This is a genomic window from Pseudovibrio sp. Ad26 (assembly GCF_001623285.1).
GTDB lineage: Bacteria > Pseudomonadota > Alphaproteobacteria > Rhizobiales > Stappiaceae > Pseudovibrio > Pseudovibrio ascidiaceicola.
Genome location: NZ_LMCE01000094.1, coordinates 313807 through 335360 on the forward strand (window position 1 = coordinate 313807; position 21554 = coordinate 335360).

At 51.2% G+C, this 21554-nt stretch carries 17 protein-coding genes; 11 read left to right on the forward strand and 6 right to left on the reverse strand.

What is annotated here, in order from left to right:
* Positions 1 to 77: 77 nt before the first annotated feature.
* Positions 78 to 1292, forward strand: coding sequence for a YbfB/YjiJ family MFS transporter (locus PsAD26_RS21210; protein WP_063311999.1), 1215 nt, complete (start codon positions 78 to 80; stop codon positions 1290 to 1292).
* A gap of 46 nt (positions 1293 to 1338) precedes the next feature.
* Here PsAD26_RS21210 and PsAD26_RS21215 read toward each other — a convergent pair whose 3' ends face one another.
* A complete protein-coding gene (locus PsAD26_RS21215) occupies positions 1339 to 2208 on the reverse strand; it encodes a branched-chain amino acid aminotransferase (RefSeq protein ID WP_063312000.1) in 870 nt (289 codons plus the stop codon).
* Between the two features lie 566 nt (positions 2209 to 2774).
* On the opposite strand from PsAD26_RS21215, the gene PsAD26_RS21220 reads away from it, so the two are divergent.
* Positions 2775 to 3437: a haloacid dehalogenase type II gene (locus PsAD26_RS21220; protein WP_063312001.1), complete on the forward strand. Its 663-nt coding sequence runs from the start codon at positions 2775 to 2777 to the stop codon at positions 3435 to 3437.
* Between the two features lie 189 nt (positions 3438 to 3626).
* A complete protein-coding gene (locus PsAD26_RS21225; RefSeq protein ID WP_063312002.1) occupies positions 3627 to 4532 on the forward strand; it encodes a DMT family transporter in 906 nt (301 codons plus the stop codon).
* A gap of 75 nt (positions 4533 to 4607) precedes the next feature.
* On the opposite strand, the gene PsAD26_RS21230 is transcribed toward PsAD26_RS21225, so the two are convergent.
* Both PsAD26_RS21230 and PsAD26_RS21235 read right to left on the reverse strand, forming a co-directional pair.
* On the reverse strand, positions 4608 to 5189 hold the full coding sequence (locus PsAD26_RS21230; RefSeq protein ID WP_063312003.1) for a TIGR00730 family Rossman fold protein: 582 nt from the start codon (positions 5187 to 5189) through the stop codon (positions 4608 to 4610).
* A gap of 97 nt (positions 5190 to 5286) precedes the next feature.
* Complete coding sequence (locus PsAD26_RS21235) at positions 5287 to 6675, reverse strand: dipeptidase (RefSeq protein WP_063312004.1); 1389 nt, start codon at positions 6673 to 6675, stop codon at positions 5287 to 5289.
* A 379-nt stretch (positions 6676 to 7054) separates the two neighbouring features.
* On the opposite strand from PsAD26_RS21235, the gene PsAD26_RS21240 reads away from it, so the two are divergent.
* On the forward strand, positions 7055 to 7444 hold the full coding sequence (locus PsAD26_RS21240) for a DUF2780 domain-containing protein (protein ID WP_084403762.1): 390 nt from the start codon (positions 7055 to 7057) through the stop codon (positions 7442 to 7444).
* 120 nt (positions 7445 to 7564) lie between these two features.
* Here PsAD26_RS21240 and PsAD26_RS30260 read toward each other — a convergent pair whose 3' ends face one another.
* The gene (locus tag PsAD26_RS30260) at positions 7565 to 8266 is read right to left on the reverse strand and encodes a LuxR C-terminal-related transcriptional regulator (RefSeq protein WP_057465853.1); all 702 of its coding nucleotides are present in this window, start codon (positions 8264 to 8266) and stop codon (positions 7565 to 7567) included.
* A gap of 747 nt (positions 8267 to 9013) precedes the next feature.
* On the opposite strand from PsAD26_RS30260, the gene PsAD26_RS21250 reads away from it, so the two are divergent.
* From PsAD26_RS21250 to PsAD26_RS21280, 7 genes are all read left to right on the forward strand, one after another.
* Positions 9014 to 11008 carry a methylmalonyl-CoA mutase family protein gene (locus PsAD26_RS21250; protein ID WP_208985790.1) on the forward strand — a complete coding sequence of 665 codons (1995 nt, stop codon included), beginning with the start codon at positions 9014 to 9016 and terminating at the stop codon, positions 11006 to 11008.
* Positions 11008 to 13173: a methylmalonyl-CoA mutase gene (scpA, locus tag PsAD26_RS21255; RefSeq protein WP_063312006.1), complete on the forward strand. Its 2166-nt coding sequence runs from the start codon at positions 11008 to 11010 to the stop codon at positions 13171 to 13173. Before PsAD26_RS21250 ends, scpA begins: the two co-directional genes overlap by 1 nt.
* A gap of 304 nt (positions 13174 to 13477) precedes the next feature.
* On the forward strand, positions 13478 to 14329 hold the full coding sequence (locus PsAD26_RS21260) for an SDR family NAD(P)-dependent oxidoreductase (RefSeq protein ID WP_063312007.1): 852 nt from the start codon (positions 13478 to 13480) through the stop codon (positions 14327 to 14329).
* Positions 14330 to 14479: 150 nt separating this feature from the next.
* Positions 14480 to 15238 carry an ion transporter gene (locus PsAD26_RS21265; protein WP_084403763.1) on the forward strand — a complete coding sequence of 253 codons (759 nt, stop codon included), beginning with the start codon at positions 14480 to 14482 and terminating at the stop codon, positions 15236 to 15238.
* Between the two features lie 161 nt (positions 15239 to 15399).
* Positions 15400 to 15720 (forward strand): heavy metal-binding domain-containing protein, encoded by a 321-nt coding sequence (locus PsAD26_RS21270; protein WP_063295737.1) that lies wholly within the window; start codon positions 15400 to 15402, stop codon positions 15718 to 15720.
* Positions 15721 to 15862: 142 nt separating this feature from the next.
* Positions 15863 to 16861 carry a methylmalonyl Co-A mutase-associated GTPase MeaB gene (meaB, locus tag PsAD26_RS21275; RefSeq protein ID WP_063312008.1) on the forward strand — a complete coding sequence of 333 codons (999 nt, stop codon included), beginning with the start codon at positions 15863 to 15865 and terminating at the stop codon, positions 16859 to 16861.
* Positions 16862 to 16880: 19 nt separating this feature from the next.
* Entirely contained in the window at positions 16881 to 18251 is a 1371-nt protein-coding gene (locus tag PsAD26_RS21280; RefSeq protein WP_063312009.1) for a TIGR03808 family TAT-translocated repetitive protein, read from the forward strand.
* Positions 18252 to 18285: 34 nt separating this feature from the next.
* On the opposite strand, the gene PsAD26_RS21285 is transcribed toward PsAD26_RS21280, so the two are convergent.
* Positions 18286 to 19308, reverse strand: coding sequence for an asparaginase (locus PsAD26_RS21285; RefSeq protein ID WP_063312010.1), 1023 nt, complete (start codon positions 19306 to 19308; stop codon positions 18286 to 18288).
* A 219-nt stretch (positions 19309 to 19527) separates the two neighbouring features.
* Positions 19528 to 20700, reverse strand: a complete 1173-nt coding sequence (locus tag PsAD26_RS21290; protein WP_063312011.1) for an aminotransferase — start codon at positions 20698 to 20700, stop codon at positions 19528 to 19530.
* Positions 20701 to 21554 lie beyond the last annotated feature (854 nt).

Genomic DNA, 21554 nt, shown 5'->3' on the forward strand with positions numbered 1-21554 from the left:
AACTTCTAAGTTGGAAATTATAGGAGCTGTGAGGTCACATTAATGGCTGTTTTCTGCGGCTTATAAGGAATCAATTTGTGACAGATGCCTCCGAAAAACTCATGAAAACATCCACTACGCCCGAAAAAGACCAGTTTGCAGTCCTTTCTGCGGTGGGCGGGTGCCTTGCTATGGCTGCAGTCATGGGTATCGGAAGATTTGTCTATACACCGGTTTTGCCGTTCATGTTGCAAGACGGTACATTAAACGAAGTCAGCGCAGGTTTTATCGCCTCCTCCAATTATCTTGGTTATCTGCTTGGAGCATTGCTGGCAGCTCGCGCTCCCCTGCCCGGCGGTCCCTATCGTATCTTCATGATCGCGTTAATCACGAGCACCGTAGTCACCTTTCTCATGGCGTTTAGCCTTGGCGCTTACTGGTTCGTTGTCATTCGCTTTCTAGCTGGGCTGGCAAGCGCTTATGCATTTGTATTGGTCGCAAATATAGTCATGCAACGGCTAGCAGAGACCCGCAGCCTTCATTTCTTTCCGATCCATTTCACTGGGGTAGGCATAGGCATAGCCGGTTCGTCCCTTATGATTGAATGGCTTGGTACAAGCTTGGAAAGTTCATCTCAGCTTTGGGTCGCAAGCGGTGCGCTCAGTCTTCTACTCTCATTGTGCGTGCCGTTTCTTTTGCCTCCACGAAAAGAGCTTCATCTTCAATCAGCTTCGCATGCCATCCAAGCAGAGGCTACGGCCAAGCCACTGAACCTGAGTGCGTGGCGCTTGATCTTTGCTTACGGCTGCTTCGGTTTTGGCTACGTCATCACCGCCACATTCCTCGGCGCATTGGCTAGTTCGACGCCTGAGCTGGCGCCAATGCAATCTCTTGGCTGGCTGCTGGTTGGACTTGCTATCATCCCTTCCGTCTTCTTTTGGGAGAAGCTCGCAGTCCGTATTGGATATGGCCGGGCAATTGCAGTTGCCTGCACACTCGAAGCCATTGGCGTAGCTTTAAGTGTACTGATGCCAACTATTGCCGGGCTCTCCGCGGCTGCGATCTTGTTGGGTGGTACGTTTGTTGGCATTACATCGATCGGACTTGTTGAGGCCCGTCGTCTTGCAAGTTCTAACCCTCGCCAGATCGTCGGTCTGATGACCGCTGCCTTTGGTTTAGGCCAGATGTTTGGCCCGAGCTTTGCCGGTTACCTATATGAGCTGAACGGCGACTTCTTGCTGGCCTCGCTAGTCGCTGCTGGTGCTCTCATTCTTGCCGCGTTACTCACAATCAAGCGTTTCACACCGGCATAAAAAAGGGAGGCAACGGCCTCCCTTCGTAATTTGCTAGTTCTTGAGATTATGCAGCCACTTTGGCGTGCGCAAACTCCCAATAGAGTTCTCTTGCTTTGGCAGCAACAGGACCATGGTCCATTGTGCGGTCTTCCAGTTTGTGGACAGGAACCACCTTGCCGTAGTTACCGGTTGAGAAGATCTCATCAGCCTCGAGGAAGTCTTTAAAGGTCAGTGTTGTTTCATGCACGTTATAACCCGCACTGCTCAGCAGTTTGATAATACGTTGACGGGTGATGCCATTCAGGAAGGTGCCATTCCAGTAAGGGGTGAGCACCTCACCATCCTTGACCATGAAAATGTTAGCTGAGGTCAGCTCCGCAACATTGCCCAGAGCATCCAGCATGATTGCATTGTCAAAGCCACGAGACTTTGCTTCACGCGATGCACGCGCATTGTTTGGATACAAGCAGCCAGCTTTAGCATTAACTGGCATAGACTCCATTGTTGGCCGGCGGAACGGAGACAGTGTCAGGCTGTTGGATGCACCTTTGGGGGGCATTGGAGCTTCAAACAGGCACATGCAGAAGCGAGTTGATTCCGGGTCACCGTCAATAATACCAGGACCATCGTGTTCAGCCCAATACATCGGACGGATGTAAACTGCTTCGTCTGCTTCAAACTTGGTCATGCCTTCTGTCGCAAGCTCAACCATCTCTTCAAAGCGCATGGTTGGTTTCATACCAAGGTTTACGGCAGACCGGTTCAGACGTTCACAATGCAAATCAAGATCAGGCATAACGCCTTCAAATCCACGGGCACCATCAAATACGTTCGAACCCAACCAAAAAGAATGCGTACGCGGACCGATCAGTGGTGGATTGCCCTCGTACCATTTGCCTTCAACCCATGTCCGAGTCTTCGACATTTCGGCCATAATTAATCTCTCCTCAAAAGTCGGCTTATGAGCCTGAAAGGCCCCGCCCAATTATATTTTGTCAGTCGACCTGAGAATTCAAATGGGGTCAACCATACTCTCGACAAAGAAGATAAAGCATCAAGGAGCGGTCATCATGCCCAACACGAACAGGCTCAAAGTTATATCCCGCAGTTAATTCAGCTTTGAAACGCAACTAAATATCACTGCACCTACATAAATGGTGAGAAAACGCAATTACATTGCGACTTGTGACTTACGTGTAGTTTACAGGCCTGACGCTTCTTCTTTGTTCTTTTGCACAGTTTTAACGCAATCGTGTTTTGAAGACTTTTGAGATTGCCGCAACCTTCGTGAGAGCTGGCTAAAGATTCTGGCCGTGTTTTGTGCGCATACCAGCAATTTTGGAGTCAAATGTTGGTTTCCTGGGACAATTGTTAAATTTTTGCGCCCAAAGCATAGGGAGCACGTATTTACCATGCCTTGACGAACACGCATGACATGGCTTTCTTAGAGGTGTTGGAATTTGCCAATCTTGACGCTTGGTGCAAAGCCGGAGAGCAGAGATGAGCCACTCAGTTTATGTTTTTGATGCCTATGGAACTCTTTTTGACGTGCATGCTGCCGCCAGAAAACACATGGGTGCCGTGGGTCCTGAAGGCAAAAAACTCTCATCCATCTGGCGTGAGAAGCAGCTGGAGTACTCCTGGGTTCGTTCCCTTATGGGGCAGTATGTAGATTTCTGGGAGCTGACAGTTCAAGCTCTGGACACTGCATTTGCGCTTGTACCAGAAGCAAACAGAAGCGCCCGCGATGAGCTGTTGGCCGCTTACTGGGAACTGGATTGCTATCCGGAAGTTCCTCAACTTCTGAAAGATCTGCGTGAACGTGGTTCCAAGCTCGCGATCCTGTCAAACGCTCCAATGAAGATGATGGATGGTGCCCTCAAGAACGCTGGTATCACGGATTCCTTTGACGAAGTCTTCTCGGTTGATCCGGTGCAAACCTACAAGCCGCATCCAGATGTTTATGATCTTGTGACCACTCATTTCCGTATGTATCCGGAAGCGATTTCATTCCAGTCCAGCAACCGCTGGGATATCGCAGGTGCAACAAAGTACGGTATGCGGACGGTCTGGATCAATCGCTCTCAGATGCCAGATGAATATACAGACCTGGCGCCATCTGCTGTTTTGAAAGACCTGAGCGGACTTCCTGCACTGGGTTGAACCTTGAGTACACCTGACCTTGAATTGGCATAAACCTCTTTGCAGGTGTGTTTTCTGTGGCCATCTGAGCTCGAACTCGGCTGGCTCAGCGAATAAACTTGCTCTTAGCCCGTGCAGGTTTCATATTTGTGGCGGCTTTGAGGCCAGAACCTATTTCAGAGTAGAAGCAATCGGCGTTACTTAGACTTCATGTTTCATGGATTTAATAGTGGAGGCAAAGGCCACAGGTTTGTGGGCCTGATTGCGTTGGGTTTGGGTGCTGCCTGTTTTGGAAGCATCCCCTACTTTGCAAAGATCGGCTTTGCTGCCGGAATCTCACCTGGCGCAGCAGTTCTCTTGCGCTATATTCTGCCAGCAGTGTTGCTTGCTCCCTACCTGCCACAAGCGCTTAAGTCCGGCCCAAGCAGCCGACATTATGTGCTGTTCGGTATGATAATGGGACTTGGCGCATGGAGCTATTTTTATGCTCTGAGCGTTTTGCCGATCTATCTGGCTGCCAGCCTATTTTTCTCCTATCCCGCACTTCTGGTGATTCTGAGAGCTATTGGCGGTGAAAAGTTGAGAGGCAGTGACAAACTCACGCTTGGACTGGTGTTTGGAGCACTGCTGATCATCATTGCTTCAACACCATTGCCTGATGTGGATTTTGTCGCCGTTGCAATCGGGTTGGTTGGGCCTTTGTGTTATGGCGGATTGCAGATGGTCAGCCGAAGAACCCCGAGTTACCTACCCTCGTTATCCATTGCCGCTTGCATTTTTGCCGGAGCGATTTTGACCGCTTTTCCGTTTGCGCTTATCGAACTCAAGGTTTGGGACAGTGCAGGTTCCATGCCGAGTACCCTTCCAATTCTTGGGCTGGCACTGATTGCAGGATTGTTGCCGCAGCTTTTACTTGCCTATGGAAGCTCAGACAAATCTGGTAGAAAGACAGCGTACACCACCGGCTTCATTGAGTTTGGATTGGCAATCCTGACAGGGTATTGGGTCTTTGCAGAGCCTTTAGGTATCGGACAAGCTACCGGCTTCATTTTTTTGCTGGGCGCGCTTTACCTGACAAACGAACCTTCCCGCCTTCCTCGATATTTGCAAGATTAAAGCACGTTGCAGTCATATGCATTCACGCAACATGCTTTAATCAGGAGATAATCAGTCCTGCAGAGCAGTAAGCTATCAAGTTTCGGCGCGTGTGATCCATTTATGGCCGATCGGCGCCTGATAGTTTTCAATCTGGTCCAGTAGCTGGGTCGGATTGTCACCAACCAACAGCATGTCACGGTGTGCTTTCTTCATGAACGCTTCTTCTTCCATGAAGTCCAGAAATGCCAGCATGCGACCGTAAAAACCGTTCGCATTGTAAAGGCCGCATGGCTTGTTGTGGTAGCCGAGCTGTCCCCATGTCCAAACCTCAAAGAGCTCTTCCATGGTGCCGATGCCACCTGGCAGTGCCACAAACGCATCAGACAGATCAGCCATCATCGCTTTACGCTCGTGCATAGAGCCGACAATGTGTAGGTCCGTTAGAGTTCTGTGCGCCAGTTCTTTTGCTGCAAGTGCTTCTGGTAATACGCCAACAACTTCTCCGCCGGCTTCCAGCGCTGCATTTGCAACGACACCCATCAACCCGACCTCAGCCCCCCCATAAACGAGACGATTGCCGCGCTTTGCAATTTCGGTGCCCAAAACGCGGGCAGCAGCTTCATATTCCGGACGTTTCCCGATTGATGATCCGCAAAACACGCAGATAGATGCCATTTCAATTCTCCAGTCGGCTGAGCCCAAAATACAACTTCAATTCAAAGATGCTGGCTCTGCACTAAGCAATCCAGAGCCAGAAATTTTCAATGACTGATTACTTCGCCAGCTCTTCCAGAACACGCGCCCAGGAACGGATGCCTTTGTGAAAGCTCTTCAGCTCGTACTTTTCGTTTGGTGAGTGGATCTGGTCTTCATCCAGACCGAAGCCGATCAGCAGGCTATCCATGTCAAGCGTACGTTTGAAGCTACCAACAATCGGAATGGAACCACCGCAGCCAACCAAAGCCGCAGGCTTGTCCCATTCAGCAGAGAGCGCAGCGCGGCCTTTGGCCAGAGCGGGTGCATCAAAGTCCATGCGCAGCGCACGATCACCACCATGAGGATGCAGTTCCAACTCAAAGTCAGCTGGTGTTTTGGACTTGAGGTAAGAGTGGAATGCCTCTCTGATTTTCTCAGGGTCCTGATCACCCACCAGACGGAAGGAGATTTTTGCATGTGCTTCTGCAGGGATAACTGTTTTGAAGCCCGCACCGGTATACCCACCCCACAAGCCATTTACCTCACAGGTTGGGCGTGCCCAGATCTGCTCCAGGCCAGAGCGGTCTTTCTCGCCCCCAAGATCTTTTAGGCCGATGCCACCAAGGAACTCCTCAGTAGAAAAGCCGAGATTATCCCACATTTTCTTGACGTCTTCTGGCAGTTCCAAAACGCCATCGTAGAAGCCAGGAAGCGTGATGCGCCCGTTTTCGTCACGCAGACCAGCGACCATATCAGAAAGAACGTGAAGCGGGTTGCGTGCTGCGCCCCCATACATACCAGAGTGAAGGTCTTTGCTTGGGCCCTTCAGGGTGATTTCTTCACCAACCAAACCACGCAGCATGACGGAGATTGCAGGAGTATCTTTGTCCCACATGGAGGTATCACAAACGAGTGCCAGATCTTTAGACAGCTCTTCTTTGTTTGCATCCAGGAATGGCTGAAGGGATGGAGAACCGCTTTCTTCCTCACCTTCGAGCAGAACAGAGATGTTGATCGGAACATCACCAGATTCTTCAACCCACGCGCGGACAGCTTCAACAAAGGTCATCAACTGGCCTTTGTCATCATTTGCCCCACGAGCGACGATCATTTTAGAGCCGTCTTCACGGGTAACAACCTGCGGGTCAAACGGATCAGCATTCCAAAGTTCAATCGGATCAACTGGCTGCACGTCGTAGTGACCATAAAACAGAACGTGTGGACCCGGCTTTCCATCAGCGACGCGATGACCAACAACCATTGGGTGGCCAGTGGTGTCTCTGACCTTTGAAGGAATGCCAATTGCTGTCAGTTCTCTGGCCATCCACTCCGCTGCTTCGCGGCAATCACCCTTATATTCAGGGTCGGTAGAAATGCTTTTGATGCGCAGGAGGTCAAACAACCGATCGAGACTTTGATCCAGATTTTGGTCAATACGATCAAGGACTTTGTCGAGATTCGACATGGTTCATTCCTTTGTAGTGCAGGCTCGTGTTTATCACCTGTAGGATGGGATAGGACGCAGGTCATTGCGTAGATATGAGGCTGTTAGAAGCTCTAACATAATTTTCAAAGCCAAAGCTACGGCTTTGCCTTGGTAACCACTTGTAATTCCGATGCACTGTTTAAACAGGTCGGTTAAACTCTTTTAAGGTGCGTGAGCGATACTTTGTACAACGAAGGCACATAAGAGGCCATGCGATGCGGAATTTGAAGGAAACACGCGAGACCAGGCCTGATTTTTAAGGGATGGTAACACAGAGTTGCCCTGCGCCTGTTCCGTTGTCTCTAACATTGCACCCGATGATCACTATATTAGATTCATTAGGGGACAGGAGATTACAATGCACGTACTTGTTGATCGCATTACCGAAAGAACCGGGCTGGATCCTGCGAAGGCTCAACCTGCTGTTGGGATCATGCTGAACTTCATTGCCAAAAACAGCAGTAAAGAAGAAGTCGAAGCTTTGCTGGAGGCCTTCCCTGCTGCCGAGGGCTTTCTTGCTATTGATGAAGCCACTGAGAACAAAGGGCTTCTGGGCGGTCTTGCCAGCAAAATGAATGCCAGTGTTGGCGTATTGGCTGCCTTGAATGAGATGACCAGCCTTGGACTCTCGGTTGAAGAAATTCAGCAGGTTGCGAAAGAAACCGTTCAATATACTCGCGAAAAAGTCGGTCCAAAAATGACAGATGAAATCGTTGCTCGTGTACCCGGACTTGCAGAAATAACATAGGTGTCTTGGGACTTTCGTGGTGTAACTCAGATCATAGCCTCTCCATATAATTCGCTCACGCAAAAAGCAGACGCATTTAAAATGAGCCTGCTTTTCACCAGTTCTGAGAGAACGTTTTGGTCAGATTTTGATCTGTCCGTAGCGCAATGCTTCAACCACCGTGTGGGTCTTATTTGATGCATTGAGCTTGGCACTTGCGTTTTGCAGGTGCGCATGAACCGTTCTTTGTGAAATCTCCAGAAGTTCCGCGATCTCATGAGCCGTCTTGCCTAGCGCGGTCAATTCCAGAACACGGCGTTCGCGTGCTGACAAATCTCCCGGTCTTTGATCAGAGATCACGCCCAGCTCGAACAAGCGCCGGAATGCTGCCGAGCATACAATTTCCAGCGATGCCAGATCATAAGGTTCAGCGGCGATCTGATGCCCTGCACCAACCACCATTGCCTGGAACGGATGAAGAGCATCTACCGGGATCACCATGACTCGTGCACCTTCACCAATTGCTGCAAAGAGCTCGGAGTTGCCAGTGTCCGTGCTGGATACGGACCAGACCACCGGGCGATTGCCGGATAGTCCCAACATCAACGCACTGTCACCAGCACTCAGCGTTGTCCGCTCGACTCCGCCGTTTCTTTCATCAGGCCATCTGAACCTATGAACCAAACTGTCAATTGTTCTGTTTGGCATAGGTAGACCTGTGATCAGGATATGGGACGCACCCAATCGCCTTAAATAGGACTCCACAATATCCAGAACCGGTTTCGCTGCCCGTGCTTCTGAAATCGCTTTTACCTTTGCTTCGATATCTGAAGTATCGTTCATTTGCCCTGCCTTCCCGTTTCTATCCGCTCGGCACTCGCTCGTGTGCTGCTGGATTGAAGACGCACTTGCCCACCTGACATACCGAAGGCATGCCAACTAACTTTCGCAAACCGATGGTTTGCGCAGGTAAATTCGAAAACTCTTCATTTTGAATGGTTATTCAGCGCAGGACTGCATCATCGCGGAGTTATGACAGTTGCCGTATCTCATGCTCAGAAAATAAATTGCACGCCTGTTAATCGCTGTATTTTGTAGTTTGCTGGCAATTCTTTGAGTTGCCTCGCTTCTACAAGATGTAACCATCTCTTGTATTTTGCATTACTCTTAGACCACTTGTTATTACAGCAATCTCGGCAATACCGTCATTCTCATTTTCGGAGGTAGATCAACTGACCTCCAAGTATTCAGAGTACTTGTAAATAGTGGCCCCACTGTTGCCCCAGAAACGCATTACCCCAACAGTTTAACTAGGAGCTATTTCGCAGAAACTCCGAAATATCTATAGTAAGAGTACGAAACTACTGCTTAGCTCTCGGCAATAGTAACAGCGTTACATGCCCTAGGGTCAATTGCGACAAGTTTAGGATAAATTAAGCTAATGCGAAAACTATCTAACCATTGTCACATCAGTAGTTCTGCAATTTACGCAGTGTTTGAGGCAGTTGTTTTCCAATCTCGTCCTAACGCATAGCTTGAAACCATCAAAGGTTCCTTCGTATAAAGTTATCAGAAGGACATGGGATGGACATGCAAAATATTGATTTTCCAAGCGATTTCCTAGAAGCGACGCACAGCGACTGGGAAGCATCTGCTCTGCGTGCCCTCAAAGGCGCGGCACTGGATGCCTTAAACACACCAATTGCCGGTGGCCTTGAGAACAAGCCATTATACCAAGGGCGCACGGACAGTGCTCCATTGCAATTGAGGGAGTGCTCTCACCCTTGGAAGATCGTTCAGCGAAGTGATCATCCCATCATTTCCGAGGCCAACGCCCAGATGCTTGAAGACCTTGAAGGAGGCGCAGACAGCATTGAGTTGGTTCTTCCCGCCTCCCCACGTGTTCTGAGTGGTGGGCTGAGTGTTCAGCGTATAGACGATATGCTGAACCTCCTTGAGGGGGTCAAACCTGACCTGATCGATTTTCGTCTTGAATGTGGTTATGAGGGCAGCGCAACACTTGCGCTTCTCATTGAAGCCTGCAAGCGTCTGGATATCGAGCCAAACCAGCTGACAGTTCATGGTGTCTCCGATCCGTTGAGTGTGTTTGTCAACTCCGGGCGGGTTCGTAATTCCTTTGAGCGGCTCGAACTGCGTGCTCAGGATCTTGCGGGATACGCCCGCAACAACGGCCTTCAGGGCAGCCTTTTGCGCAGCGATGGACGTTGCTACCACGATGCAGGCGCTAACAGCGTTCAAGAGCTTGGCCTCATCCTGTCCAGCCTGCTCTATTATATGCGCACGCTGGAAAAAGGCGGTGTGTCTGCCGAGGATCTTCCAAGACATGTATCAGCCTGCCTAAGTGCGAGTGCTGACCAGTTCGGCACCATCATCAAAGCGCGTGCGATGCGCCAGCTCTGGTCTCGTTTGCTAAATGCTGCTCAGCTGCCCTCCCAACCGCTCCATCTTCATATGGAAACCAGCTGGCGTATGATGACCAAGCGCGATCCTTGGGTAAATATGCTGCGCACCACAGTTGCTGCATTTGCAGCCGGGATTGGTGGTGCTGACAGTGTGAGCGTTCTTCCCTTCACAAGCCCTCTTGGTTTGCCGAATGCATTTGCTCGGCGCATAGCCCGTAACACCCAGCTCATTTTAATTGAAGAAAGCAATCTGGCGCAGGTCAGTGATCCTGCTGCCGGGAGTGGTTTGGTTGAAGAGCGCACTGAGGACCTTGCCAATGCGGCATGGTTGTACTTCCAGAAGATAGAGAAGGAAGGCGGCGTGCTTGGGGCACTGGCGTCTGGCGTGATCTATTCTGATGTTACGACGGCCAGACATGAAGAGGACAAGTTGGTCGCGACGGGGCGTCATCCACTGACTGGCACAAGCGCTTTCCCGAACCTGGGCGAGCTTGATGTTGACGTGCTGAAAGCAGATGCAGACCAGATTGGTGAGATTGCAACACGCATGGACTTACCAGAACCAAGCGCAGACGGGCAGTTGATTGAGGCTGTTGCCAAAGCCCTGACTGAGGGTGCTGGTCTTGTTGACATTCAGGCCAGCCGCAAACAATTGGGCGATAATGATTGTCAGGCTCTGAAGCTTTCTCGTCTGGCAGCACCATTTGAGAGTCTCCGCGACAAAGCCGAGGCCTTCCAGGAAGCTCAGGGCAACCCGCCGAAAGTCTTTTTGGCAACGCTTGGGCCGGTTGCTCAGCATACAGCCCGCGCAGCATTTGCCAGCAACTTTTATGCAACTGGCGGGTTTGTCAGTGGTGGTGGCAAGCAATTTGACAGCCTTGATGACATGATCTCCTGTTTCCGCATCAGCGATGCCAAGGTTGTGTGTTTGTGCTCCTCTGACAAGGTTTACGAAGAGCAGGCTGTGACTGTTCTGAAACAATTGAAAGCAGCTGGGGCGAAACGCATTACACTGGCCGGGCGTCCGAAGGACCTTCTTCCTGAACTGACCGAGAATGGCCTTGATGGGACCATATACCAAGGCTGTGATATGCTTGCTGAATTGAAGACATGTTTTGAAGTGGTTGGCGTTTCGCTGGCTGATGAAGTGGAGGCAATTTGATGAGCTTGTTTCCTGACTACACCCAGATTGATTACAAAGACTGCGCCGTGTCTGCCTCCACTGACGCACAAGCCACATGGAATACGCCGGAAGGTATTGCTGTTAAGCCTGCTTATGGGCCTCAGGATCTTGATGGCCTGACACACCTGAACACATGGCCAGGCTTGCCGCCATATATGCGCGGGCCATACCCAACCATGTATGTGCAGCAACCATGGACTGTGCGCCAGTATGCCGGGTTCTCGACTGCGGAAGATTCCAACGCCTTTTATCGTCGCAATCTGGCAGCTGGGCAAAAAGGTCTTTCCATCGCGTTCGATCTGGCAACGCACCGCGGTTATGACAGTGATCACCCACGTGTTGCAGGTGATGTGGGTATGGCGGGTGTTGCCATTGACTCCATCTATGACATGCGCACGCTCTTCTCCGGCATTCCACTGGACAAGATGAGTGTGTCCATGACCATGAACGGTGCGGTTTTGCCCGTTATGGCCCTTTATGTCGTGGCTGCTGAAGAGCAAGGTGTGCCTTCTGAAAAGCTTTCCGGGACCATTCAGAATGACATTCTGAAAGAATTCATGGTGCGGAATACCTATATCTATCCGCCTGTACCTTCCATGCGCATCATCTCCGACATTTTTGCCTATACATCGGAGAATATGCCGAAGTTCAACTCGATCTCCATTTCCGGTTATCATATGCAGGAAGCGGGTGCGACGGCTGATCTGGAGCTGGCCTTTACCATTGCAGATGGCATTGAGTATGCTCGTGCTGGCGTGGCTGCAGGCATGGATATTGATACCTTTGCTCCGCGCCTGTCCTTCTTCTGGGCGATTGGTATGAACTTCTTCATGGAAGTTGCAAAACTGCGTGCAGCGCGCCTGATCTGGGCGAAGCTGATGCAGGAGAACTTCCAGCCAAAGAACCCAAAGAGTTTGTCACTGCGAACACACTCCCAGACCTCTGGCTGGTCTTTGACGGCGCAGGATGTGTTCAACAACGTTATCCGGACAACGGTTGAAGCGATGGCAGCGACACAGGGGCATACACAGTCTCTGCATACCAACGCTCTGGATGAAGCGTTGGCGTTGCCGACTGACTTCTCTGCCCGCATCGCCCGTAATACTCAGCTGTTCCTGCAGCAGGAGAGCGGCACCACCAAAACCATCGATCCATGGGGTGGCTCTTATTACGTGGAGCGATTGACCGCTGATCTGGCTGCGAAAGCCTTGAAGCATATCGAAGAGATTGAAAGCCTTGGCGGCATGGCGAAAGCCATTGAGAAAGGCATTCCGAAGCTTCGCATTGAGGAAGCCGCTGCAAAGACACAAGCCCGTATCGACAGTGGTCATCAGACTGTTGTGGGCGTGAACAAGTTCCGCCCTGATCGCGAAGAAGAGCTTGAAGTTCTGAAAGTGGACAACGAAGAGGTTCGTGCCAAGCAAATTGAGAAGCTGAATCGTTTGCGCGAAGAGCGCAACGAAGAGGATACTCAGGCAGCGCTTAAAGCACTTGAAGACGCAGCACGCTCTGGTGAGGGTAACCTGCTGGACCTTTGCGTGAAAGCCGCTCGTGTGAAGGCATCTGTTGGCGAAATGTCTTTGGCAATGGAAAACGCGTTTGGCCGCCACAAAGCTGAAATCAAGTCCATTGCTGGCGTTTATAAGCGCGAGGTTGGTGAAATGTCTGAGAGCATCTCGAGAATTGAGCAACTGGTTGAGGCGTTTGAAGAAAACGACGGTCGCCGCCCGCGTATTCTTGTTGCTAAAATGGGGCAGGATGGTCATGACCGTGGGCAGAAGGTTATCGCCTCTGCCTTTGCTGACCTTGGCTTTGACGTGGATATCGGACCATTGTTCGCCACACCTGAGGAAGCTGCCCGTCAGGCGGTTGAAAACGACGTGCATATCGTTGGCGTTTCCTCCCTTGCCGCGGGTCACCTCACCCTTGTACCCGCTCTGAAAAAGGCACTGGCTGATGAAGACCGCGAAGACATCATGATCGTTGTAGGCGGCGTTGTGCCTCCTCAAGATTATGATGAGCTCTATGCGTCTGGCGCATCCGCGATCTTCCCTCCAGGGACTGTGATCTCCGAGGCCGCTGAGGGCCTCATCCACGAACTCAACGGCAAACTTGGCTACGAGCCGCAAAAAGCGGCTGAGTGACAACCGATAGGCACTCCCACAGTTGATGACTGCTTTTAACCCAGCATGAATGCGAGACTTTTGTTCTCGCTTTCATGCTCTTTACCTTCGCTGGACTCTATCGGCGGATGGCAAGTCAGCTTTGCCCGAACACCTCCCCCAAAATTAAAAATCTCCTGCTGCGCCAGATGGTCGTGACAGACTGGCTCTCAGAGGCCTGCGATCTGTGCTGCAATGAACCCTTAATGAATAAAGCTCATACAGGTGGGGTAGAAAGAGCAGGTCTCCTTCCATAATAGAACTTCCAGTCATCAGGCGAATAACAATGTTTAAAGAAGCTCTTGAACTCGGTGGTTTAGCAGTCGTTACCGGTGCAGCGAGTGGTGTCGGCAAAGCATCTGCCCTTCGGTTTGCCCAACAGGGGTTAGGCGTAGTTCTGGCGGATCTGCCCGGACGGCGACTTGAGCAAGCTGTAAAAGACGTTCGCGCGGTTGCTTCCAGTTCTGCGAGCGTGTTTGGTGTTCCTACGGATGTCTCTGATGAGAGCCAGGTGAAAACGTTGGCCGACAAAGCCTTTGAGGCTGGTGATGTAGCAATTCTTATGAACAATGCCGGGATTGAAATTCCATCTTCAAGCTGGGGTGAGATGGAGAATTGGCGGAAGCTCATCTCGGTAAATCTGTTTGGTGTGATCCACGGCGTTCATGCTTTCCTGCCGCGCATGGTGGACGCAAACCGTCCGGCTGTTGTGATCAACACAGGCTCAAAACAAGGGATCACAACCCCTCCCGGCAATCCTGCCTACAACACGACCAAGGCAGGTATCAAAGTCATTAGTGAGCAACTCAGCCATGAGCTTAGAGAGGCGAATGCACCCATTTCAGTGCATCTCTTTGTACCGGGCTTTACTCACACGGGCATAAATATGGCTCAGTATCCAGAGAAGCCTACGGATGCATGGACCAGTGAGCAAACGGTCGACTACTTCCTTCAGCGTATGGCGGAAGATGACTTTTACATTCTGTGCCCGGACAATGCTGTGGACTCCAACACCGACAAGCTGAGGATCGCCTGGGCAGCTGGCGATATTATCGAAAATCGACCAGCTCTTTCACGTTGGCATCCAGACTACAGCGAGAAGTTCGCCAGTTTCCAGAAATCTGGAAAGATCAGGTAGTCTTTGCTAGCTAGTGCATTGTAGACACTAGCAACTATTAATTGCATAAGTCATTGTGTTGAGTAGGAAGTATCAGCATCAAATCTATCGGATTGTTTTTTTCAATCCCGATGGAATAGCGTTCAAATTTAACTTTAGGTATTTTCTGTAATGAACCAACGTTCTTTGCAAACGGCACCTCATCTTTTTGATTTGTTTATTGTCATCCTCTCAATTTATGTCATTGCTGCGCTTCTTATTCAGGATGCAATGCACCTTGATGCAGAAACCATTACCCTTCTGATTTACGCAGATACTGCAATTTGCGGAATCTTCTTTATTGATTTTCTTATCCGCTTCATAAAAGCAGAACGGAAAGTTGACTTTATGAAATGGGGCTGGATCGACCTCGTTTCGAGCATCCCATTGGTAGACCCTCTACGATACGGACGTGTAATCAGGCTCTTCAGAATAATTCGCGCAATTCGTGCTTCCCATACCATTGTACGGTACATCTATAATAAGAGAACAAACAGCGTTCTCACTCTTGTATTCATCAGTTCCATCCTGATTGTCATCCTTGCCGCAATTGCTGTTCTTCAGGTAGAGAAAAACGCAGAAGGCGCAAATATTCTCACCCTGAGAAATGCTATCTGGTGGGCCTTCGTTACCATCACAACAGTAGGCTATGGAGATTTCTTTCCTGTCTCCCCCGTAGGTCGCGTGATCGCAGCTTTTTTGATGACCGTTGGCGTTGGTATGTTTGCCTCTTTGACAGGTACAATCGTTGCTAATCTTTTTATCAATGAGAACAAAGAGACGGACACTAAGGATTTACAGGCTCTAGAGGCTAAGCTTGACGCGCTTCACGTTGAATTGGCCGAGATGAGACGTGAGTTAAGCAAGCAAAAAGAAAATTCACGCATCTGACTAAGTTAGTTGCCTCTGGCATTTTCCAGATCCTTTCCTACATGAGGTAAGCGCTCATTTGATTTATGGGCTCGGGCACTTCGATCTTGGCTTGTTGGTTTTGATTGAACGGATTGATGTGTGTCTGGCTGAGGGCCATGGCACGGATTTGAGGATGACATATGCTTACTACGACCACTAACTCTCTCGATGGCAAAGAGATTTCTGAGTACAAAGGAATTGTTCACGGTGAAGCAATTCTGGGTGCGAACGTCTTTAAGGATCTGTTCGCTGGTATTCGCGATATTGTCGGTGGTCGTTCCGGCGCCTACGAGGGTGAACTGAAGAAAGCCCGTCAGATTGCGCTGCATGAGATGACTGAGGAAGCATCGCGTTATGGCGCAAATGCTGTGATCGGCATCGACATTGACTATGAAACTGTTGGCAGCAACGGTTCCATGTTGATGGTGACTGCAACTGGTACTGCTGTCACTTATCGCTAACGCATTATTCTTCGCGTATCCTTCCTGAAGAACTGGTGCAGGGTTCTGCCCTGCCCCACAACTTCTCCAAGTCGCTGACTTGCAAAGGGGCGTCATCTGTTCAAGGTTGTCAGAAGAGATTCTTCTGACCGGACTTATTTGAATGAATGCACGCCTTGCTTCTTCCAGAGACAACATTGGTGATCTTGCCGAGCGGTTGCTGAATGGGCAGCGTGCAGCACTTGCACGCGGCATAACGCTTGTTGAATCCAAGAAGCCAGCACACCGGGAGCAGGCCGAAGCGCTGCTGACCAAGGTGATGGGCTCCACCGGGAATGCATTCCGCATTGGCATCACTGGTGTTCCAGGCGTTGGCAAGTCCACCACCATAGACACATTTGGCTCCAACCTGACCGCTGCCGGGCACAAAGTGGCAGTGCTGGCTGTCGATCCGTCATCAACGCGCACTGGCGGTTCCATTTTGGGTGATAAGACCCGTATGGCCCAGTTGGCTATAGATCGTAATGCCTTCATCCGCCCTTCCCCTTCCGCAGGTACGCTTGGCGGTGTGGCGGCTAAGACCCGCGAAAGCATGCTGCTTTGTGAGGCGGCGGGGTTTGATGTCATCCTGGTGGAGACGGTTGGCATTGGGCAATCCGAGACGACGGTTGCGCAGATGGTTGATTTCTTCCTCGTGCTGATGTTGCCGGGTGCTGGTGATGAGCTGCAGGGGATCAAGAAGGGCGTGCTTGAGATTGCAGACCTTATTGCCGTGAACAAGGCAGAAGGTGACGGGCAGTTGCGAGCACGTTCCGCAGCTTCTGAATATCGTGCGGCTCTCAATATCCTTGCACCGCGGTCCAAGCATTGGTCCCCTCCAGTCCTGACTGTTTCCGGCCTTGCCAATGAGGGCCTTGATGAAGTGTGGGCGCAGCTCGGCATCTTCAAAGAACGGATGCAGGCGAGCGGTGACTGGAACAACAAACGCGCTGAACAGCAGCTGGCGTGGATGTGGGGCTTGCTGAACGAGAAGCTTCAGGCAGCTTTAAAGGCAAACCCTGATATTCAAGCAGCTCTACCTGATGTTGAGAGCGCGGTGAAGTCCGGCAACCTGCCAGCAACCGCTGCGGCGAGTAAACTGGCGAGCCTGTTCGGGATTTAAGCAAGCGTTGGGGGACAAGATGACAGAGGATCAAGAGAGACTTTCGCGACGTGCCCTCCTTGGTGCTGGTGTCATTGCCGGAGCCGGGACGCTTGTTGCTGCTAAAGACACCCAGGCGGCAGCTCCTTTAAAACCGGTAATCGTGGAATTTCCAGCTCCTCCGTTACAGCAAGATATCTCTGAGGCGCTGCAGACCGCGATGAATGAGACTGCAACGCAGGGGCAAATCCTTCAGCTAGGTGCTGGCAGCTATTTGTGCTCGGGCCTTACTCTGCCAAGTGGACTGACCTTACGCGGTGTACCCGGACATACGCGTCTGGCGCTCAGTGGAAGCGGTCCTCTTCTGCAGGGCATTCAAGCAGATCATGTTAGCCTGAGTGGTGTTATCTGCGATGGCAACGGCCTGTCACTATCCGACGACGTCTCGGCGCTGCTGTGGTTTTCTCAATGTGAGCGGCTTGATCTCAGTTCCTGTGAGATAACCAAAAGCAGCAAGGCTGGTCTGGTGCTGGAGCAGTGTTCAGGCTCTGTTATTGGTAACCACATCCACGCAATCGGAGATGTTGCTCTTCTCAGCTACAATGCTAGAGCGCTTCAGATTGAGGGGAATATCGTTTCTGACTGCGGAAACGGCGGTATTCTGGTGCATCGGTGGTCTGAAGGGCATGATGGTTCGATCATTTCCAGCAATCAAGTCTCCAACATTCGAGCGCAAAGTGATGGAACCGGTCAAAATGGCAATGGCATCAATGTGTTTCGGGCGGACGATGTTAGTATCTCCAACAACAAGGTGAGCGACTGCACGTTCTCCGCAATCCGCGCCAATGCTGCGTCTAATGTTCAGGTGCTTGGTAATACCTGCCTTCGTTCCGGCGAGGTGGCTTTGTTTGTCGAGTTCGGTTTTCAAGGCGCTATTGTCAGCAATAATCTGATTGAGACAACTGCCAACGGGATTTCCATCACCAACTTCCGCGAGGGTGGTCGTCTGGCCGTGTGCTCCAACAATGTATTGCGCGATATTACTGGCACTGGGCCTTATGCGAAGGACAATCCGAGTTTTGGGGTTGGTATTGCGGTTGAGGCGGATACCAGTGTGACTGGCAATGTTGTCGAGGATGCGCGGGTTATTGGCATTAATCTGGGTTGGGGGCCATATATGCTTAATTTGATTGCAGCTCAAAATACTGTGCGCTCTGCCCCGGTGGGCATTGCCGTCAGCTTTGCGGCTAAAGGACAAAGTGCGCTCATTTCCCAGAATATCATTGCAGACTGCACGGTGAATATCGCTGGCTTCAAATGGGATGAACAGGTGAGCGGCGATCTGGCAGTTTCAACGGAGGATCTGCCACACTCCATTCGCGTGACAGACAATCTTGTCAGTGCAGTTTAGATGAGGCGGCAGGAGATGAAACTCCTGCCTTGTATCACATGGCGTTCAGAAGACGCTTGAAGTCTGCAACAGGGCGTACTTCGCCGACGAGAACATCGCGGCGGTTCTTCAACTGCTGGTGTTCCCAGGCGTTCAGACCTTTTTCTTCTTCATCAGAAATATCCAGAAGCGATCTGATGGTGGATGCCATCATCACCTCAGCACCACGCACGGAACCGTCTTCACATTTCAGCGTTACGCCGAAGCCAAGCTCTGGCAAGGCTGCACAGAAGACACCCTCTGCGCCAACTTTTACGAAGACGCGGCCTTTGAAGATATCCATGATCTCGGTGCAGAAGCGGTTTTTGCCTGCGACCATGTATGGCTCGTTGACGCACGCCTCGTAGAGCGTTTCCGCTGCACTGGCGCGAACCGGATCGAGGCCAACACCTGTTGCGAAGCGGGCAAAGGCCAGCGCAGTTTTCTGCTGGTCCATGGCGTAGGTCGGGATGGAACAACCATCTGTGCCGCATACATCACTCGCCAGAATGCCACCGCTCATCTGTTCCAGCACATTGCGGATTTCCATCTGAACTGGGTGGTCAAAATCGATGTAGTTTTCGGTTGGAATACCCAGGGTCTTGGCCATGGCCAGGAAACCGGCATGCTTGCCAGAACAGTTGTTGTGCAGCTGGCATGGGCTGTCATCGGTCTTCACAAGGCCAACGCAATCATCCATGTGCTTAGGCCATTGTGCGCCACACAGCAGGTCTTCTTCTGTCAGGCCAGCTTTGAAGAGCATGATGCGTGCGGAGTTGGCATGGGTCTCTTCGCCGTTATGAGAGGCGCAGGCCAGTGCCAGTTCAGCATCATCAAAATCAAGAGCTTCAGCTGCGCCAGATTCCACCATTGGAATTGCCTGAAGAGCTTTGATTGCGGAGCGTGCAAAGATGCCCTGCTCCACGTCACCTGCGCTGAATGCCAGCTTACCATCGGCATCAACGATAGCGATTGAACCACGGTGACGGCTCTCGACTGTGGTGCCGCGTGTCACTTCGACGAGTACGGGATTATCCATTCACTCAAACTTCCAGGGGTTGGATTACAGGCCAATTGGTTATTTGCGGGAGGCTGTCAGTCGTCCTTGCCTGACCAAGCAGCTCCGGCTCGTTGTAGTCTGCATACCCTATTTTTAAACGCAGAGCTACTTTTGCGAATTTGTCTTTATTTTTACGCGTATTCCCGAAAGCCAGAACTGCTTATCAGAGAAGCAGTGTCTACCGTCTGGTGCGAGCCCTCAGGAAACTGCCAGTTCTCCCATCCATGCACGCAAACGGCCCAGTGCTTCTTGCAGGACTTCGTCCTTTTTGCAGAAACAAAACCGGACGAATGTTTGCGGGCCTTCGGTGCCATAAAATGCCGAGATTGGGACAGCTGCGACCCCAGCCTGTTCCACCATCTTCTGGCAGAAGTCTACGTCATTGCCTTTGAAGCCAAGTGGAGAGAAGTCGCAGGTGACGAAGTAGGTGCCTTCGCACGGCAGCACTTTAAAGCCCATGTCTTCCAGCGGTTTGGAGATCAGATCTCGCTTTGCTCTCAAGTCATCTTCCAGTGCGGTGTAGTAGTCATCTTCCTTGCTCAGACCGTAAGCGACTGCTTTTTGCAGGTTGGGCGGTGTGGTGAAGGTGATGAACTGGTGCGCCTTGGCGATTGGCTCCAGCAGGTTTGGGGCGGCTGTGATGTAGCCAACTTTCCAGCCTGTCAGTGAAAACGTCTTCCCTGCAGAGCCAATGCGAATGCAGCGGTCACGCATCCCCGGAAGGGTCATGAGTGGCTTGTGCTTGTCCTCGGAAAAGACGATGTGCTCGTAGACTTCATCGCAGATCGCATAGCAATCAAACTCCAGGCACAGGTCTGCAATGAGTTGCAGTTCCTTCGTGGAGAAGACCTTTGCGCTTGGGTTCATTGGGTTGTTGAGCAGGATGGCTTTGGTTTTGCTGGAGAACGCCTTGCGCAGTGTCTCTTCGCGCAGCTCCCAGTTTGGCGGTGTTACCTGCACGAAGACCGGAGTGGCGCCTGCCCGTTTGACCAACGAGAGATAGCAATCGTAGAGCGGTTCTATGAGGATGACTTCATCGCCCGGTTCAACTAGCGCGCAGATGCTGTCTGCCAGCGCTTCGGTGGCGCCTGAGGTGACGAGTACTTCGCTCTGCCAATCTACATCCAGATCATAGAAGCGCTTGTTGTTGTCCGCCACAGCCTGTCGCAAAGCCGGAACGCCCAACATAGGCGGGTACTGGTTTGGCCCTTCCATCAAGGTGTCAGCAGCAACCTGTCTCACATCCTGCGGGCCATCTACATCCGGGAAGCCCTGCCCCAGATTGATGGCCTGATGTTCCATAGCCAGACGCGACATGCGCTCAAATACCGTCGTTTCTATTCCGGTAAATACTGAGTTTGTCGGTTTCATCCGGGGTGCTCCTTGCCTGACACGCTTCTTTGCAGGACGACAAGCTAACGATTAGGCGGCATCCTGCAAAGTCTGCATTAGATGCATTTCCTGCGTATTTCCACATAAAGCGGTTTCATCTATTGCGGATTTTTGTGCCCAAACCGTTTCTCAGGTTTCAGCAATACGCTTTGACGTTTGCAGAAGCACCAATAGCACCACATGACCTCTCATGCAGTGTTGAACCAGAGTTCCCGATAGTCGGGATGAGCAAGGCGGCAGGCAATACCTGCGCTATTTATTGAAACTAATTCTTCGGCATTGGCTACACGCCTTGCCCGGGCTTTCTTTGAATGAACAACGTCGCCTCTTTTGCCTATAAGGCACGATAGCCGGTTTCCCGGAAAGACAATGGCTTATCCAGTCAGGTTTCCCTGACCAAACAGTTCCTCCGTCTTTGATAGACACTTTCGCAAAAGCAAGTCTCCCTGCCGGTGCTCTTGTACCTATCACCGCGTGATACCCTATAGTCCTGGGCCCTTCCCCTCAAACCATGCGGTCACGTTTGAAGTTCGGTTCACCGGACCTCTGAAAGGTGCGTTACGTCTTCCAGAAGCCCCGCCCAACCTACGACAAACTGACGGTCGCTCCGCCAGCAGCCCGTTACGTAGGCATGGGATTAGTATGGGCATGGTTTTGAGCTGGGGGATAAGTTTTTTCAGGTTGCCTGCAATCCCCTTCGGTGTCATCCCGGCCCCCGATGTACATACCGGAGACATAGGTGACAGGTGTTCGGAGAGATGGTTGACACATTAACATGGCATTCAGGGAGGGACCGGGATGCCTTGGAAAGAGTGTTCAACAATGAAACTTCG